Origin of the sequence: Vibrio diabolicus, assembly GCF_011801455.1 — a bacterium.
Taxonomy (GTDB): domain Bacteria; phylum Pseudomonadota; class Gammaproteobacteria; order Enterobacterales; family Vibrionaceae; genus Vibrio; species Vibrio diabolicus.
Genome location: NZ_CP042451.1, coordinates 2,894,188 through 2,912,728, shown reverse-complemented (window position 1 = coordinate 2,912,728; position 18,541 = coordinate 2,894,188). Strand labels below are relative to the sequence as shown.

Annotated in this window: 14 protein-coding genes; 9 read left to right on the top strand and 5 right to left on the bottom strand. The window is 45.2% G+C overall.

Going from position 1 to position 18,541, the window contains the following annotated elements; all coding sequences use genetic code 11:
* The first annotated feature begins 265 nt into the window (after positions 1 to 265).
* Entirely contained in the window at positions 266 to 1,120 is an 855-nt protein-coding gene (gene djlA / locus FR741_RS13685; RefSeq protein ID WP_005383076.1) for a co-chaperone DjlA, read from the top strand.
* Positions 1,121 to 1,220: 100 nt separating this feature from the next.
* On the opposite strand, the gene FR741_RS13680 is transcribed toward djlA, so the two are convergent.
* The 5 genes from FR741_RS13680 to leuA all read right to left on the bottom strand — a co-directional run bounded on the left by FR741_RS13680 (position 1,221) and on the right by leuA (position 7,172).
* Positions 1,221 to 2,003 (bottom strand): DUF547 domain-containing protein, encoded by a 783-nt coding sequence (locus tag FR741_RS13680; protein WP_167426955.1) that lies wholly within the window; start codon positions 2,001 to 2,003, stop codon positions 1,221 to 1,223.
* A 351-nt stretch (positions 2,004 to 2,354) separates the two neighbouring features.
* Entirely contained in the window at positions 2,355 to 2,957 is a 603-nt protein-coding gene (gene leuD / locus FR741_RS13675) for a 3-isopropylmalate dehydratase small subunit (protein ID WP_046874029.1), read from the bottom strand.
* 11 nt (positions 2,958 to 2,968) lie between these two features.
* Positions 2,969 to 4,369: a 3-isopropylmalate dehydratase large subunit gene (leuC, locus tag FR741_RS13670; protein ID WP_039841408.1), complete on the bottom strand. Its 1,401-nt coding sequence runs from the start codon at positions 4,367 to 4,369 to the stop codon at positions 2,969 to 2,971.
* An 81-nt stretch (positions 4,370 to 4,450) separates the two neighbouring features.
* The gene (gene leuB, locus FR741_RS13665) at positions 4,451 to 5,542 is read right to left on the bottom strand and encodes a 3-isopropylmalate dehydrogenase (protein WP_046874028.1); all 1,092 of its coding nucleotides are present in this window, start codon (positions 5,540 to 5,542) and stop codon (positions 4,451 to 4,453) included.
* Positions 5,543 to 5,624: 82 nt separating this feature from the next.
* Entirely contained in the window at positions 5,625 to 7,172 is a 1,548-nt protein-coding gene (leuA, locus tag FR741_RS13660; RefSeq protein ID WP_006742733.1) for a 2-isopropylmalate synthase, read from the bottom strand.
* Between the two features lie 514 nt (positions 7,173 to 7,686).
* Here leuA and FR741_RS13655 point away from each other — a divergent pair.
* The 8 genes from FR741_RS13655 to FR741_RS13620 all read left to right on the top strand — a co-directional run bounded on the left by FR741_RS13655 (position 7,687) and on the right by FR741_RS13620 (position 18,514).
* Complete coding sequence (locus FR741_RS13655; RefSeq protein WP_046874027.1) at positions 7,687 to 8,484, top strand: SH3 domain-containing protein; 798 nt, start codon at positions 7,687 to 7,689, stop codon at positions 8,482 to 8,484.
* A gap of 152 nt (positions 8,485 to 8,636) precedes the next feature.
* Positions 8,637 to 9,185 (top strand): phosphatase PAP2 family protein, encoded by a 549-nt coding sequence (locus tag FR741_RS13650; protein WP_046874026.1) that lies wholly within the window; start codon positions 8,637 to 8,639, stop codon positions 9,183 to 9,185.
* A 3-nt stretch (positions 9,186 to 9,188) separates the two neighbouring features.
* Entirely contained in the window at positions 9,189 to 10,235 is a 1,047-nt protein-coding gene (locus FR741_RS13645) for an MJ1255/VC2487 family glycosyltransferase (protein ID WP_005392259.1), read from the top strand.
* 556 nt (positions 10,236 to 10,791) lie between these two features.
* Positions 10,792 to 11,751, top strand: a complete 960-nt coding sequence (gene calR, locus FR741_RS13640; protein ID WP_005379693.1) for a LysR family transcriptional regulator CalR — start codon at positions 10,792 to 10,794, stop codon at positions 11,749 to 11,751.
* 294 nt (positions 11,752 to 12,045) lie between these two features.
* Complete coding sequence (locus tag FR741_RS13635) at positions 12,046 to 13,854, top strand: AMP-dependent synthetase/ligase (RefSeq protein WP_046874025.1); 1,809 nt, start codon at positions 12,046 to 12,048, stop codon at positions 13,852 to 13,854.
* 449 nt (positions 13,855 to 14,303) lie between these two features.
* On the top strand, positions 14,304 to 16,028 hold the full coding sequence (locus tag FR741_RS13630) for an acetolactate synthase 3 large subunit (RefSeq protein WP_167426954.1): 1,725 nt from the start codon (positions 14,304 to 14,306) through the stop codon (positions 16,026 to 16,028).
* A 1-nt stretch (position 16,029) separates the two neighbouring features.
* Positions 16,030 to 16,524: an acetolactate synthase small subunit gene (gene ilvN / locus FR741_RS13625; protein ID WP_005392253.1), complete on the top strand. Its 495-nt coding sequence runs from the start codon at positions 16,030 to 16,032 to the stop codon at positions 16,522 to 16,524.
* A gap of 109 nt (positions 16,525 to 16,633) precedes the next feature.
* Positions 16,634 to 18,514 carry a sensor domain-containing diguanylate cyclase gene (locus tag FR741_RS13620; protein ID WP_005392251.1) on the top strand — a complete coding sequence of 627 codons (1,881 nt, stop codon included), beginning with the start codon at positions 16,634 to 16,636 and terminating at the stop codon, positions 18,512 to 18,514.
* The last annotated feature ends 27 nt before the right edge of the window (positions 18,515 to 18,541 follow it).

The window sequence follows — 18,541 nt, the reverse complement described above, 5'->3', positions numbered from 1 at the left end:
GAATTGAACTTTCCTGTGTCACTACTACTCGATGGCTATAGGGCTTGTTGTACCCTAGCGTAATAGCCAAATGAATCAACTATAGTCGCATTTATCCCAGCGTATTGATTCACTGTGGCATAATGACGACAAAATAGCTGCAAAGATAAGCAGGCGAAATGGCCTAGCCGAAATAAAACTAATTCCATTATCATAAAGGAAATCGTTGCATCCGGCACTATAAGACCGCCGTCGTCGATAAAAATTCATTGATAGAGAACACATAATGCATATTTTTGGCAAAATTCTGGGTGCCTTTTTTGGCTTGTTACTTGGCGGGCCGCTAGGTTTACTCTTTGGCTTATTTATTGGCCATCAATTCGATAAAGCACGTCGCTTGAGTCAAGCCGGGTTCTCTACTGGCGGCTTTGGAAAAGGGCCGAGCCAAGCTCAGCGCCAAGAAGAATTTTTTAAAGCGGCGTTTGCGGTAATGGGACATGTGGCAAAAGCGAAAGGCCAAGTCACCAAAGAGGAAATCCAACTGGCTTCTGCCATGATGGATCGCATGAATTTGCATGGCGAACAGCGCCGCGCTGCGCAAGATGCGTTTCGTGAAGGTAAAGACAGTGACTTTCCGTTAGAAGACGTTCTTGTTCGTGTGAAAATTTCGACAGCAGGCCGTTTTGACTTGTTGCAATTTTTCCTTGAACTACAAATCTCGGCGGCCTTTGCTGACGGCTCGATTCATCCTAGTGAACGAAATGTGTTACACAAAATAGCACGTGGTTTGGGTTTCTCTTCTGAGCAGCTAGAGCGTCGCTTGCAAATGCAAGAAGCCGCATTCCGTTTCCAAAGCCAGGGTGGTTTTCATGGTCAGCATCAAGGCCAATCTTCTGGTGGTAGCTGGCAACAAGCTTCACAAGCGGATCAATTGGCTGACGCGTACAAAATTCTGGATGTGTCTTCAGATGCCGACAGTAAAACCGTCAAGCGTGCTTATCGTAAACTGATGAACGAGCATCACCCAGACAAATTGATGGCTAAAGGTCTACCACCAGAGATGATGAACGTAGCGAAAGAAAAATCTCAAGAGATTCAAAACGCTTACGATCTGATTAAAAAGGTCAAAGGCTTTAAGTGATTTTGTCAAAATCTAGAAAGTAAAAAGGGCACTTGGTGCCCTTTTTAGCTTTTGGGTTACGGGTGACCAAAAGCGTTGCAAGCTGAACGGTGGCGATAAATTAGTCAGTTTGATTCAAACTCCAATCGTATTCGTACTTCACTTTTCCAGAGAAGTCTTTGTACTGTGGCGCGTACTTTGCGATGTGGTTGAAAACTTGTTTTTCTCCACCAAAGTCCGCTGCAAACCAATCATAAATGGAAGACAGCTGTGCCGTGTTTCCTTGGATAGATACGCCTTTGTTGCTGTTAATAAACGTTCTGGCAGCACTTTCAAGTAAGGCTTCAGTGTTTTCGGCAGTGAATGCTTGAGCTTGTAGGTTAGGGCATCCCAAACTTGCACAATTTACGACGTAATGCGTTCTTGGGTCATTCCAAATTGGACGCAAAATTCGATGTTCAATATCGTTTAAAGTTAGATCCTTGCCGTTGACCACGACCACATCGTCTCCCCAAGGACCAAAGCTAAATAAGCCACCCAGCTTGGTGATGGATTCGACGGGATAGTTATCCAAAATAAGGTCAACCGTGATGGCGTTGTAAAGGTTCACCCAATAGGCGTATTGCTCTGCTTGGTTGTACTGCAATGGATCGAGTTTTACCAGTCGTCGGATGTACTGCTTTAACTTCGCTTTGTCGGAAGCCGTGACTTTGCTATAGCGGAACAAAGTATTCTCACCTTGTTCAACCAAGTAATTGTCTAACAGTTGTTGCCATTCCTGGTGCGAAATGTGTGTTTGGTTGGCCTGATTCGATTGTTGCCAATACGGCCACAAGTCAGATTTAGGAGCAGCGAACGCCGAGAAAGAAACCAGAGCACACAATAGCAATAACAGACGCTTCATAGAGATACCTTTGAATGAGATATTGTTGATAGTGTAGACCTGTTTAGTGCTTGTTTTCTTTCAGTAATCAGTAATCAGTTATCTGTTGCCTTTATTCTCCGTCATTCCGAGGAGCATAAGCGACAGCAGGAATCTAATCCCCACAAACGCTTGAGTAAAGAAAGTATGAATCTGCACAGTGCACACTCTGGCAGTCGATCCTGCATCACGCTCCTTCGCCGCTGTTCAGGATGACGAATTTTAACAGAGGCGTTCGGTATTCCGTAAGTAAAGCGTTATAAAATCAGTCACCTAAAACATTAAAAGGGCCGACAATTGCCAGCCCTTGATTTGTGTATTTACTAATGCGTTTTAACGCAAGAAGCTTGGAATATTCGCTTCGTATTCCGCAATTTTGTCTTCGTGTTGAAGCGTTAGCCCAATGTTGTCTAAACCATTTAACAAACAGTGACGACGGAACTCATCAATTTCAAAACCATATTCTTTGCCGTTGGCGCGAACCACATTCGCTTCTAGGTCCACTTCCACTTCTGCGCCTTCATTCGCCTCAACAAACTGGAAGATTTCATCCACTTCTTGCTCAGTCAAGCGAACTGGTACCATTTGGTTGTTGATCGAGTTGCCGTAAAAAATATCGGCAAAGCTTGGTGCGATCATCGCTTTGATGCCGTAATCCGCTAGTGCCCACGGTGCGTGCTCACGAGATGAACCACAACCGAAGTTTTCACGCGCTAGCAAGATAGAAGCGCCTTGGTAGCGCGGAGCATTCATCACGAACTCTGGATTTGGCTGTTCGCCAGCATCATCTAGGAAGCGCCAGTCATGGAATAGGTGCTTACCGAAACCTAGGCGAGAGACCTTTTGTAGGAACTGCTTTGGAATGATGGCATCAGTATCAACGTTCGCTGCATCTAGAGGAACAACTAAGCCTGTATGTTGTTTAAAGCCTGACATTTGTTTGCTCCTTAGTCTAGTTCACGAATATCTACAAAGTGACCAGCAATTGCTGCTGCCGCTGCCATCGCAGGGCTCACTAGGTGTGTACGGCCATCACGACCTTGGCGGCCTTCAAAGTTACGGTTTGAAGTAGACGCACAACGTTCATGTGGACCCAAACGGTCGTTGTTCATTGCTAGACACATCGAGCAACCTGGTAGGCGCCACTCAAAGCCCGCCTCTTTAAAGATGACATCTAGGCCTTCTGCTTCCGCCTGCGCCTTTACTTGCTCAGAGCCAGGAACGATTAGCGCTTGAACGTGAGACGCGACTTTGCGACCTTTCGCCACTTCCGCCGCGGCGCGCATGTCTTCGATACGTGAGTTAGTACAAGAACCAACGAAGACTTTATCGACGTTGTAATCCGACAATGACTTGCCCGCTTCCAGACCCATGTAAGCCAGTGCTTTTTCTGCCGATGCTTTTTCTACTGGGTCGGCAAAACTTTCTGGGGCTGGGATTGGTTGGTCTACCGCGATAACTTGGCCTGGGTTAGTACCCCAAGTGACTTGTGGTTTGATATCCGCTGCGTTTAGTGTCACGACCGCATCAAACTGAGCATCATCGTCCGTTTTTAATGTCTTCCAATATTCTACAGCGGCATCAAAATCCGCACCTTGAGGTGAGAACTTACGGCCTTTGATGTATTCGAACGTGGTTTCATCTGGCGCAATCAAACCGGCTTTTGCACCTAACTCAATCGCCATGTTACATACGGTCATGCGGCCTTCCATTGAAAGGTCTGTGATCGCTTCACCACAGAATTCAACTACGTAACCGGTACCGCCTGCTGCTGTCGTTTCACCGATGATGGCTAGCACGATATCTTTCGCCGTGATGCCCGGAGCCACTTTGCCTTTCACTTCGATCTTCATCGTTTTAGCGCGCGCTTGTTTTAGAGTTTGAGTTGCTAATACGTGCTCAACTTCAGAGGTACCAATACCAAAAGCTAGCGAGCCGAATGCACCGTGTGTAGCAGTGTGCGAGTCACCACAAACAATGGTCATGCCCGGCAGGGTAATACCAAGCTCTGGGCCCATAACGTGCACAATACCTTGGTATTTATGGTTGATGTCGTAAAGCGTAACGCCAAACTCTTCACAGTTTTTCGATAGCGTTTCCATCTGGATACGAGCCATCTCACCGGATGCGTTGATGTCTTTGGTGGTGGTCGAAACGTTGTGGTCCATAGTGGCAAAAGTTTTGCTGACCTGACGCACTTTACGACCTTTTTCACGCAAGCCGTCAAATGCTTGTGGAGAGGTCACTTCATGTACCAAGTGACGGTCGATGTACAAGATAGGGTTTTCCCCTTCTGCTGCGACGGCAACGTGTGCGTCGTAGACTTTTTCGTATAGTGTTTTCCCCATTGCTTCCTTTCCTCGTCGTCCTTGTTATCACAACCATGTTGTAGACTGCGAACGACAGTTATATTTATAAATTCAGTCTATTTATGCGTTCAAAATGTACTCAGCAATCTTATCGCCCATTTCAGACGTTGAGAGTGCCGGGTTGTTGCCTGCAAGGTCGCCTGTTAGCTCGCCAGCTGAAAGTGCTTTCGACACCGCTGCTTCGATGTCTTGTGCTGCGGCTTCTTCGCCAAGGCTATAACGTAGCATCAGTGCTGCCGATAGGATTTGTGCTACTGGGTTGGCGATGTTCTTACCTGCGATATCCGGTGCACTGCCGCCTGCTGGCTCGTACAGACCGAACTTACTTTCGTTAAGGCTTGCTGAAGGCAGCATACCCATTGAGCCAGTGATCATTGCGCACTCATCAGAAATGATGTCGCCGAAGATGTTTGAACACAGCATGACGTCGAACTGTGCTGGGTCTTTGATAAGCTGCATGGTTGCGTTGTCGATGTACATGTGTGATAGCTCGACATCTGGGTAATCTTTCGCGATTTCTTCGACTACTTCACGCCATAGGATTGAACTTTGTAGAACGTTCGCTTTGTCGATTGAGCAAACTTTCTTGCGACGTAGACGAGCAGACTCAAAGGCGATTTTTGCAATACGTTCGATCTCAAAGCGGTGGTACACCTCAGTATCAAACGCTTTTTCTGTCGCGCCTTCGCCTTCACGGCCTTTTGGTTGACCGAAATAGATACCACCAGTCAGTTCACGGACCACCACGATGTCAAAACCACGGCCTGAGATGTCAGCACGAAGTGGTGAGAAAGCTTCCAGGCCTGCGTGGATTTGCGCTGGGCGTAGGTTACAAAACAGTTGGAAGTGTTTGCGTAGTGGTAGTAGGGCACCGCGTTCAGGTTGGTCATTTGGTGGCAAGTGTTCCCACTTCGGACCGCCAACTGAACCGAATAGGACTGCATCAGACTCTTCACACGCTTTTACGGTGCTTTCTGGAAGTGGAGAGCCGTGATTATCGATCGCGATGCCGCCTACATCATGTTCGTCACGCTCAAACGCAATACCGTGCTTCTTTTCGATAGCATCCAATACCTTGTGTGCTTGCGCCATTACTTCCGGGCCGATGCCGTCACCGGGTAGGACGGCAATTTTGTATGATTTGTCTGTCATGTTAATCCTTTAAGTTTTCTAATTTTGAGCTTAATTATTTCAACGAGCGTGTTCTTTCCTGAGCCATGTAGCTCGGTTGTTATTACACAGTCGCAATCTTTTTCTGCTTCATTTCTTCGATTTTGTCTGCACGGTGGATGCTATTAATAACGTGCAATAGTGCTTGGCCGGAAGCTTCAACGATATCGGTGGAAACGCCCGTACCGTGGTATTTACGACCTTTGTAGTTGGCAATGATGTCAGCTTGACCCAAACCATCTTCACCTTCGCCTTTCGCGGTTAGGTCGAATTTATCCAGTACGATGTCGTAGCCTGTCACGCGGTAGATACATTGGTATAGCGCATCAACTGGGCCATTACCGACTGCCGCTTCACACATTTCTTCATCGCCACATTGCATTTTGATGCTGGTGGTGGCCATTACGCTGCCCGATTGCACGCTTAGGTAGTTCAGTTTGTAGAAGTCATCTTCTTCACGCAGGTTCGAGAAGTGCATTAGGGCCTCTAGATCGTAATCGAACACTTGGCCTTTGCGGTCGGCAAGTTTCAAGAAGTCCGCGTATAGAGCGTCTAGGTTGTACTCGTCCTCGTTGTATCCCATGGTGTCCATGTGGCTCTTCACGGCTGCGCGACCACTACGGCTGGTTAGGTTTAGTGCTTGGTTTTTAAGGCCAATCGACTCAGGGGTCATGATTTCGTAGGTATTCTTATTCTTTAACATGCCATCCTGGTGGATACCTGAAGAGTGGCTAAAGGCATTCGCGCCCACAATCGCTTTGTTGCTCTGAATTGGCATGTTGCATAATTGGCTCACCAATTTACTGGTGCGGTGAATTTCATCATGTTTGATGCCAGTGTGAACACCCAAGAACTCTTGACGCGTCTTGATGATCATTGCGATCTCTTCAAGAGAACAGTTACCTGCTCGCTCACCAATGCCATTGATGGTGCCTTCTATCTGACGTGCGCCGGCTTGAACGGCGGCAATAGAGTTGGCAACTGACATCCCCAAGTCGTCGTGACAGTGAACGGAGATGATCGCTTTATCAATGTTTGGAACGCGGTTGAAAAGGGTTTGAATAATGCCACCAAACTCGCTTGGTACTGTGTAGCCAACGGTATCTGGAATGTTGATTGTGCTCGCACCTGCATTGATGGCAGCTTCTACCATGCGACATAGGTTGTCGATAGGAGTACGACCTGCATCTTCACAAGAAAACTCGACATCATCGGTGTAGTTACGCGCATGTTTAACGGCGTTGACCGCCATTTCAAGTACATCGTCGTAGCTGCGGCGTAGTTTGTCTTCTACGTGAATGGTGGAAGTGGCTAAAAACGTGTGAATACGGAATTGGTCGGCCACTTTTAATGCTTCAGCGGCGGCATCAATATCTTTCGCAACGGCACGCGAAAGGGCACAAACTCGACTGTTTTTGATGTTTTTTGCAATGGTTTGTACCGACTCGAAATCACCAGGTGAAGAGATTGGGAAGCCAGCTTCGATAACATCAACGCCGAGTCTTTCCAGCGCATAGGCAATTTGCAGTTTTTCTTTAACCGTCAAGCTTGCTGACAACGCTTGCTCGCCATCACGCAATGTGGTGTCGAATATAATGACCTGATCGTTCATGTTTGCTTCCTTCCTGATTTCTGCACTTTACGTGCAAGTTAATCGTTTACTTCCAGTATTTAGATATAAAAAAACCCGCATTCTCATGCGGGTTCTTAGAAATTGGTGTGGTTATTTTTCTTCCACAGCCTACCCGCGCGAACTGGTCACGATCAGGAGGAGGCTAAGCAGAATAGAAAAATGAGCTGACATAGTTGTTAAGCTTTCCACATAATTAAGTTAACAAATTAGTACCGCACTCCATGGAGCGCGTCAACCCTAAAGTCGATTTTTTATTCATATCGGATGAGTCTTTTCATTTGCTCGAGAAAAATGATGCGCTAAGTGAAACAGCATGGTGCGATAGAAACGTGCTAGAAGAGGCAAGTTCTCATCAAGTTTGCGACGTTTCATTACCAAAACAAACATTGGGATTGCGACTTGTCACACAAAGGCCCGAATTGTTTGGCAAAAGTTTTGAATGACCATTTATAGTAGTGCAGTTGCACTAGGTAAAAAGAAGGGTTAAGGAATAATGAGGTTAGCAAAACAATTTGGACGTTCAGCCGCAGTATTTACTCTGGTCAGCTTATCGGGTTGTCAGCTGTTTCAATCTCAAACCTATATGGCAGAGATTTCCCCTGTTGTTGTTAATGATCACTCTCAGAGTGTCATGGTGATTAATGATCAAATGGATCGATTCTTGAGCTACGAGGGACGTGAGTCGTTTTTGAATCAAATGCTCGTTGCTCTTGAGTCGGACAGTCGAGATAAATTTAAAGGCAAAGATCCGGAAACCTATTCGTGGTGGAAGATCCGAGTGCAACCTAGTGAGAAACAACAAGCGGAAGTCTTCCGACCAACAGCTGACGGTGTGGATACCTCAAACCCCGTTGAGTTTATGGATGTCTCCTATCGCTCTAAGACCACATTAAACCTGCGATCCAAGCCGAGCCTAGAAGGAGAAAAGCTTGGCGTGTTATCGAAAGGGGAAGTTTTTAATGTGTTGGCAAAAGTGGTGGATCAACCTTGGTTTCTCGTTGAACAGAAAGGCGTGATAAAAGGTTATGTCCATAAGGATTATGCGCGCAGCAATGTGGTAAATCGTGACATTCTATCGACACAGCCTAATCCTCTTTTAGAGTCTGCTTCGAGCACAACTGAGCAAACGGGCATCGAGCATGAACTGTCAGGAAATTACACTTGCCGCTCCCTTAGCTACGAGCTAACAAAAGATGGCGACATGACGATGGGCTCTTTGCGCGCCTGTCGTAAGAAGAGAAAGGTCTGGTACATCGATACGCCTCAACCGCAGCAAGCAAACCCTTCTTAATAGATCTCTCCTATGATTGTGCTCAATAGATAGATTATTGGGCACACTCTAATTTGGCATTTGTCATTAATTGTCCAAACTCCCGTCATGCAGTTGTCACCTAAACCTCCTACTTTTCACACAACGGCGTTGTCAAAGTAAGGAAAGGTCACATGCGAACCATAGAGACAGTTACACAGCCAATTGCAACCATTGCTAAGTTTGATTTAGCGCTCTCTAGTGTTTGTCTTAAGCACCGTTTTAATCAGCAAGTTGCCAACATCAGTAAAGGAGTCTCCCACAGTGGTGACGGACATCTGTACTTGGTGCTAGGTTTATTAGCTTGGTATTTAGATAAAGAGCAGGGAGTCTGGTTTTTATTGGCGGGTTTACTTGCTTTTGCCATCGAGTTGCCAATTTATTGGGCGCTGAAAAACAGTTTTAAGCGTCGTCGCCCTGAAGAACTCAGTGCACTCCTTCCTGCTTTTATTACCCCATCAGATCGCTATAGCCTGCCTTCAGGACACACTGCCGCTGCGTTTGTCATGGCGACGCTGATTGATCATTTCTATCCGAGCCTAGGCGTTGCTGCATTCTTTTGGGCAAGTTTAATCGGAACCGCGCGAATCTTATTGGGGGTGCACTTTTTTACCGATGTCATCATTGGTGCACTGCTAGGTAGCCTTTGTGGTGGGTTAGCGATTGCGATGCTGGGAGGCTAATTGATGAAAATCTTATACGGTGTTCAAGGGACAGGAAACGGACATATTGCGCGTGCGAGGGCGATGAGTCATGCGTTTAAAGAGCACGATGTTGAGGTCGATTTTTTGTTTTCTGGACGAGCGCCTGAAAAGTACTTTTCAATGGAAGCGTTTGGCGATTATCAGACTCGCCGAGGCTTCACCTTTATCACTGAAAAAGGTTCAGTGAACTATGCGAAAACAGCATTGAGTAACAATTTGGTGCAATTTTGCAAAGAAGTTAAACAGCTTGATTTGTCGTCCTATGATCTCGTGCTCAATGATTTCGAGCCTGTTACGGCATGGGCGGCAAAACAACAAAATAAGCCGTCGATTGGTATCAGTCATCAAAATGCTTTCCGTTATCCAGTGCCGTTAAAGGGAGCGAGTTGGTTAGACAAATCCGTCATTGAATACTTTGCGCCTTCTCAACACCACCTTGGTTTGCATTGGCATCATTTTGATCAACCTTTGCTACCACCGATAGTGCATACCGTCGATAGCCAAGCAGAAAATGATGATTTTGTTTTGGTGTATCTACCGTTCGAATCCATTGAAGACATCTCGGATTTACTGTTCCATTTTAACCAGCAAGCGTTCATCTGTTATCACCCCGATGTGATCGAATGTGAGCAAGTGGAAAACATAGAATTACGCCCTTTATGCCACAGCAACTTTCAGCATCATTTGCATCGGTGTAGTGGTGTCATTGCCAATGGTGGATTTGAGCTCCCTTCGGAAGCTCTGTCTCTAGGGAAAAAATTATTGCTTAAGCCACTCGCAGGTCAGTTTGAGCAACAAAGCAATGTCGCGACCTTAGAAGACTTAGGACTTGCGATGTCGATGGAGAGCTTAGACATTTCCGCAGTACGCCAGTGGCTAAAGGAGCAACAAGCCGAAAGTGTGAAATACCCAGATGTTGCTCAGGCCATTGTTCATTGGGTATTGCAAGGCGCGTGGGATTCACAAGCGGAGTTATCCAAACAGTTGTGGGAGCAAGTTGATTTCCCAAGTTACGTGTCGAACATTTAAGTACGTTGTTCTAAGTACATTGTTCCTTCCTATTTTTGACACGATTTTGTTGCAGCCTTTCAACCTAGAAGGCTGCATTTTTATTCTCTCTCTTTCATTTCTATTCAATGTGTATTTGCTGATAATTTGACTGATAAGTGCAAATTTCACTCAGAGATATAGTCGTCATCTGTTGGTTTGTTCTCAACTGATAATCAAGGTAAATGCATGCGTGTGGTGACCATCCGTCTCATCAATTTGCTAAATACTTCCTCAAAGAATGCGCTTTTACGTGTTTTATAGTTTTTTATGTTTTTATCAAGCCATTGTTATTTAAAGGGTAAATACCTAATCGGCTAAAATTTACTGATTAAATATCAATCTAGTTGCGAAACCGCAATCGATTAGTTGATAGTACAGTTCGAGCCGGAAGTATCCGGACGGCAAATATAATAAAAAGTTAGGTTATCTATTCGTAAAATGATTCGAATCCAGCCGCCGTCTTTTGTGCGAGATGGGATTCTATTCGTTATGAATTTAATGAACAAAGTTGACGATTACAAAAGAGGCGCACTCAATGTTAGAGAAGAAAGATGCGATGAGCGCAATTGCTAGCTACCGTATGGAAAGCACTTTGCGTGGTGTAGATTTAAACCTACTGACTGTATTTGATGCTGTGATGCAAGAGCAAAATATTACTCGTGCAGCACATAACTTAGGCATGTCTCAGCCGGCAGTAAGTAATGCCGTGGCACGTCTAAAAGTGATGTTTAACGACGAGCTGTTTATGCGTCAGGGCCGTGGTATTCAGCCAACGCAACGTGCTCGTCAATTGTTTGGCCCAATTCGCCAAGCATTACAGCTGATTCGTAATGAACTTCCTAGCTCCGTATTCCAACCAGAATCTTCGACTCGCTTATTTAAGCTGGCGATTTGCAGCCCTTGTGACATGCGTTTTGCTCCGAAGATCATGGCAAAAGTGAATCAACAAGCACCAAACGTTCAGCTTCACCTAGATGCAGAATTTGACCGTCTGTTGTCTGAGCGTATGCGCTATCAAGAAATTGATTTCGTGATCGATTATGCTCGCTTTGATGAGCAAGGTTTCTCAAGTACTGAAATCTTCAAAGATGAATTAGTGGTTATCGCGTCAAAAACACACCCACGCATTCAAGGTGGTGTAACGGCCGAGCAACTGCTTAACGAAAAACATGCGAAGTTATCGAAAGTGCACGGTCAACGCAGCTTCTCAGAACAAGCATATCGTGAACTGGATTGCCAAGCCGCGTACGAAGGCTCTAGTCTAAGCAACCTACTATATGTGGTGGGTCAATCTGAGCTTGTGACTATCGCGCCACGTTGGATGGCAGAAAATGCGGTAAACAGCGATCAGCTGCAAATTCTAGACTTCCCATTTGCAAACAAGGAAATCAGCGGCTTCTTAAGCTGGCATGAATCAAGTGAAAAAGATAAAGGCCACATTTGGCTGCGCGATCAACTGATGATCACTTGTGGTGAAGTGGTTGCCGCAAAATAAGATGACGTTTGGTCTTATCTGTTAAGACCATATTGGTAATCATCAATTTTTACAATTCATTGGTCCCCGAGAGATTTTTGTCTCTCGGGGCTTTTTGTTTTAGCAATCAACAATCGAAACAGTAAGTTAAATAGAGTAATCATTCAGCAGTTTTGGGTATGTTCGCGACGTATAAGTGATAGTTGTCTCTTATTAGTGATAAGTTTGATACTGGTCAGTTGCGTTTTAGCAAGCCGTGAGTACACTTGTTCGCTCAATTAGCTTACGCCTGTAAGCCAAAAGGTAAGTAAAAGAATGGCCAAGTTAGATTTTCATATCGTTAAACGTATTCGTGAACAAATTGCGAACGGTGGTACGCGCGTTGCACTCAAGCATAAAGTGGGTGAGGAATGGCAAGGTATTACGTGGACGCAATTTGGTCAGCAAGTTGATGCTTTATCACTTGCACTTTTGGCTCAGGGATTAGGAGTCCAAGATAAAATCGGCATTTTCTCGAACAACATGCCGCAATGGACGATTGCTGATATTGCAGCGCTACAACTACGCGGCGTAACAGTACCTATTTACCCAACCAATACCGCCGCTCAGTCGGCGTACATCATTGACAACGCAGACGTCAAAGTGCTGTTTGTTGGTGAGCAGCCACAATTTGACGCAGCAGTGAGCATTTTCGACCAGTGCGAGCAGTTAGAGCTCATTGTTGCCATGTCTGATGATATCGAACTTGGCGAGCATGATTTCGTTATCTCTTGGCAAGCATTTGTCGCCAAAGGCGATACTACATACCAAGTTGAATTAGACGCACGTTTAGAGCAAGCAAAGGAAGATGATCTACTCACGCTGATCTACACCTCAGGTACCACAGGCCAACCAAAGGGTGTCATGTTGGACTACGCAAACATTGCGGCGCAATTGGAAGGGCACGATCAACGCTTGAGCCTTTCTCAAAGTGATGTGTCACTGTGTTTCCTTCCGCTGTCACACGTATTTGAACGCGCTTGGACCTTTTATGTGTTGTACAAAGGGGCGACCAACTGCTATTTGCAAGACACCATGCAGGTACGTGATGCACTGAGCCAAGTGCAACCTACCGTGATGTGTGCCGTGCCGCGTTTCTATGAGAAGATCTTCTCTGCGATTCACGAGAAAGTGTCTCGCGCGCCAATTCATCGCAAGATCATGTTTACTTGGGCTGTGAACATGGGCGCAAAAATGGCCGCTTGTCATCAAGAAAAACGTCAGCCATCGCTCATGCTGCGCAAGTCATATGCCCTGGCGGATAAATTGGTTTTGAGCAAGCTGCGTGCGTTACTTGGTGGACAAATCAACTTTATGCCGTGTGGCGGTGCAAAGTTAGATGAAACCATAGGTCGATTCTTCCACGCGATTGGTATCAATGTGAAGTTAGGTTACGGCATGACTGAAACCACGGCGACAGTATCGTGTTGGGATGATAAGTGCTTTAATCCAGACTCTATTGGTATGTCGATGCCTGGCGCGCAAGTGAAGATCGGTGAGAACAACGAGATTCTCGTGCGTGGTCCAATGGTGATGCGTGGCTATTACAAAATGCCAGAAGAGACCGAAAAGACCTTTGATGAGCACGGTTTCCTAAAAACTGGCGATGCGGGTTACATTGATGAAAATGGCAACCTGTTCATCACTGATCGCATCAAAGAGTTGATGAAAACTTCAGGTGGTAAATACATCGCTCCACAAATGATTGAAGGTGCGATAGGTAAAGACCACTTCATCGAGCAAATCGCGGTTATCGCGGATACGCGTAAGTTTGTCTCGGCGCTGATTGTGCCGTGTTTTGATTCTCTTGAAGAGTATGCGAAAGAGCTGAATATCAAGTATCACGATCGCGTTGAATTGATTAAGCACCACCAAGTGGTCGAAATGCTTGAGAAGCGTGTTAACGATCTCCAAAAAGAGTTGGCAAAGTTTGAACAGGTGAAGAAGTTTAAACTGTTACCAAGAGCTTTCTCTATGGATGATGGTGAGTTAACGCCAACTCAAAAACTGCGTCGTAAAGTCATCAATGACAAATACCAAGATGAAATTGAAGAAATGTATAAGGAAAAGTCAGAGAAAAAGTAACTTAAGCTGACTTAGATTTTATATTGATGAAAAAATCCCCAGTGATGTGATTGCGCATTACTGGGGATTTTTGTTTGTGTTGATTCTTTCTATTTTGCTCACCAAATACAGCTATTTAGCACCCTATACTTAAAAGGTTCTGAAATAATGTTCTTTTTTTGAACGTTAAATTTTTAGGTTGCACTGTGAAATAAGGTATGTGTGGCTGCTATTCCTACTAACATTCTAATTGCTAGCATCTTGTTTAAAAAGTAGACCAACCTCTCATTAGACCCGTTGATAATAAAACGTTACATTTGTTGGGTAACCTTGCGGGATGTTATGACGAACGCAAGACATAGCCGAAAACGTGGAAGTATTTCGATTAGGCTACGAATAAGACCTAGACTATGTAAAACCAGACCAATCCGTTGACCTTACGGTGAGGAAACTGGCTAAGGAGAGCAATTATGACAGCAATGTTGTCAGGCGCAGAGATGGTGGTTCAATCTCTGATAGAAGAGCACGTAGAGCAGATCTTTGGCTACCCAGGTGGCTCTGTTTTGGATATCTATGATGCACTGCATGCCAAAACCGATCAAATCAAACACGTACTTGTAAGGCATGAGCAAGCCGCCACTCATATGGCAGATGGTTACGCTCGTGCTACCGGTAAACCGGGTGTCGTACTGGTATGTTCAGGTCCGGGCGCGACCAATACCATTACAGGTATTGCCACGGCTTATATGGACTCCATCCCAATGATCGTTATCTCGGGTAATGTACCTAATAGCCTAATTGGTAATGATGCTTTCCAAGAATGTGACATCGTTGGTGTTTCTCGCCCAGTGGTCAAACACAGCTTTTTAGTGAAAAAAGCGGAAGATATTCCTGAAACGATCAAGAAAGCGTTTTATATCGCGACCACAGGTCGACCTGGTCCAGTAGTGATTGACTTGCCGAAAGATGTAATGAATCCGCAAATCAAACTGCCTTACCAATACCCAGAAACGCTTTCAATGCGTTCTTACAAGCCGACGACGTCGGGTCATAAAGGCCAGATTAAAAAAGCCCTTAAATCGCTGTTAGAAGCGAAAAAGCCAGTGCTTTATATCGGTGGTGGTGCTGTAATTTCTGGCGCTCATGAACATATTTTAGAGCTCTCCGACAAGCTGAACCTTCCAGTAGTCAGTACGTTGATGGGACTAGGCGCATTCCCTGGAACACATAAAAACTCACTGGGCATGCTGGGTATGCATGGTACTTACGAAGCCAATATGGCGATGCATGAAGCGGATCTCATTTTTGGTATCGGTGTGCGTTTTGATGATCGCACGACGAACAACCTTGAAAAATACTGCCCAAACGCAAAAGTCATGCATATTGATATCGATCCATCATCGATCTCGAAAAACGTGAAAGTGGATTTACCTATCGTAGGCTCTGCGGAAAAAGTGCTCACAACCATGCTTGGCCTGCTGGCAGAGCAAGAAGGTGGGAATGATCAAGATGCTATCACCGCATGGTGGGATGACATTCAGGTGTGGCGTGACCGCAACTGTTTGGCTTATGAGAAATCACCAGAGCGAATTAAGCCACAGCAAGTGATTGAAACCTTGCACAAGCTGACCAATGGTGATGCGTATATTGCTTCTGATGTGGGTCAGCACCAGATGTTTGCAGCACTTTACTACCCATTTAACAAACCACGCCGTTGGATCAACTCGGGTGGATTGGGCACTATGGGATTTGGCCTTCCGGCTGGTATGGGTGTTAAGTTTGCCATGCCACAAGAAGAAGTCGTGGTTGTTACGGGCGATGGCAGTATTCAAATGAATATCCAAGAGCTTTCGACAGCCATGCAATACGATATTCCAGTGAAGATCATCAACCTGAACAACCGATTCCTAGGCATGGTAAAACAATGGCAAGACATTATTTATCAAGGTCGTCACTCTAATTCTTACATGAGTTCTGTTCCTGATTTTGCAGCGATTGCAGAAGCTTATGGTCACGTCGGTATTCGTATCGAAACGCCTGATCAGCTCGAAGAAGGGCTACAAAAAGCGTTGGATATGAAAGATCGTCTGGTGTTTGTGGACATCAACGTAGACGAAACCGAACACGTATACCCGATGCAAATCAAAGGTGAGGGTATGGATAAAATGTGGCTAAGCAAAACGGAGAGAACTTAATATGAGACACATTATTTCACTGCTATTGGAAAACCAACCGGGTGCGTTGTCTCGTGTTGTTGGTTTGTTCTCTCAACGTGGTTACAACATTGAATCTTTGACGGTATCACCGACAGATGATGAAACGCTGTCGCGAATGAACATTACCACGACGTCTGATGAGATGCAGTTGGAGCAAATTCAGAAGCAGTTACACAAATTGATCGATGTGCTGAAAGTACAAGAAGTCACCGAGTACGAGCACATCGAACGTGAACTGATGATGGTGAAAGTGAAAGCCAGCGGTTTTGCGCGAGCAGAAGTGAAACGGACGGCAGACATCTTCCGTGGCCAGATCGTGGATGTCACTGCTGCTCAATACACGGTACAACTTGCGGGCACGAGTGAAAAGTTGGATGCCTTCATTCAAGCGATATCTGAAGTAACTGAAGTCGTCGAAGTTGCTCGTAGTGGCGTAGTGGGTATTGCCCGAGGTGAGCGCGCACTCAAACCGTAATTGTCTAATTGCATATAGAAAAGCCACTTAATCTAAGTGGCTTTTTGTTTAGAAAATAACAATTAATGATATAATTGTCGTTTTAGTAAGCATTATAGGCAGTAGACGCGTGAAAATACCTAAGCGAGTCGGCACATTGTTGGCGACAGCACTATTTTTTAGTGCGCTCACTGCAGTTTACTATTATCAGAAATATCTGACGTTATTAGAGAGTAACGTTGAGAATACCGCTCAAGAAGCATTACACCAACTGGCTTATACTGGTCGCGAATACAACAATATTCAGGATCAAATTGAGACGATCAGCGATCTTCTCGGTCACAGCCAAAGTCTTTACGACTATCTACGTCAGCCGAACCGGGTCAACCTTTCTATCTTAGAAGATATGTGGATCTCGGTTGCGATCAACCAAAAGCTATATAAACAAATTCGTTTTCTTGATATTACCGGTCAGGAAAAAGCACGGATTAATTACGATTTCAAAACGGGTATCGCTGCACCCGCCCTCAAATTACATGACAAGTCAGAGCGGGATTATTTTCATTACGCGCAAGGTTTAGGTAATGATGAAATTGCGTCGTGGGGGATTGAACTGGAGCGGGAAAATGGTGAGCTTGTTTACCCTTATAGCCCTTCATTGCGTATTCTGATGCCGATTTCTCTCAATGGGAAACGCGAAGGGTATCTTGTTCTTAATGTTGATATTGAGTATTTATCTTCTCGACTCAACTACTCACCGGTGCGGGATTTTCATATTGAGTTAATTAAAAGTGATGGCTTTTATATCGCGAGCCCTAAGTCATCACGCTTGTACGGCAATATTATCCCAGCTCGTTCTCAATTTAATTTTGGCCGGATGTACCCCAACATTTGGCGCACGATGATCTCAGAAGTTTCGGGCTATGAGTACAACGGCTCGAATTTGATTGCGTATAGCACGATCCAATTTGTTTCTAGTGAACCACTTCATCTGGTTATTGATCTTACCAATGAGCAATTACTATCTCGATCTCAGCGAGATATTGATGACTTAATCCAAGAAGCGTTTTTTGTATTAAGTTTGGTGTTTGGTTTTACTTTACCAACGACCGCGCTAGCCCTGCACTATCGACGTCATAGTATGGAATCGAAGTTAGCTCGGGCTGCACTTGATGGCATGACTGCGGTGATGATCTCAGATGCGTCGCATCGAATCATTATGGTGAACCAAGAATTTGAAAACATGATGGGCTATTCAACCAAGCATACTCAAGGCTGGAATGCGCATAATCTAATTTTCTTACCGGAAGATCTCGAGTCGACCCTCAATATTTGGAATAAGCTTGCGAACGAGCACGTTTGGGAAGGTGAGGTTCGTTGTCGAACCAAGTTTAATCACGTATTTACCGCCATTATGCGCATTCAGGCAAACTTAACCAAGTCAGGTAAAGTAAGCTATTACATCACGTCGCTGGTGGATATATCCGAGCAAAAAGAGCTGGAAGAAAAGCTACGCAACCTCAGTGAAAAAGATGGGTTGACGGGCTTGTGGAACCGTCGAAAATTTGAAGAGCAATTAGCGCAATATGCCGGGATTATTGAGCGTTATCCTGATAGTCCCCCTGCATGTTTGGCGTTGTTTGATATTGACCACTTTAAGCGCATTAACGATGAACTTGGGCACGATGAAGGGGACAAGGTGATTTGCAGTGTCGCGGAGACTCTTCTTAAAGAGGTGCGCAGTACTGACTTTGTGTCTCGCGTCGGTGGTGAGGAGTTTGCGGTGATCATGCCGCATACCACACTCGAAGAAGCAGAAGTTGTATTGAACCGGTTACGTGTGGCGGTTCAACTGCGCAGTGATAGAGCGATTACTGTTAGCGCCGGGTATAGTGATTTAACTTCTGATCGCACGCGCACTTATAAATGTGCTGATATTGCCTTGTATGAATCCAAAAGTGCAGGGCGTAACTGCGTATCGCTATGTCATAGTTTCGATGATATTGCTTAGCTCTTTTTCAAAAACAAAAAATCGGGG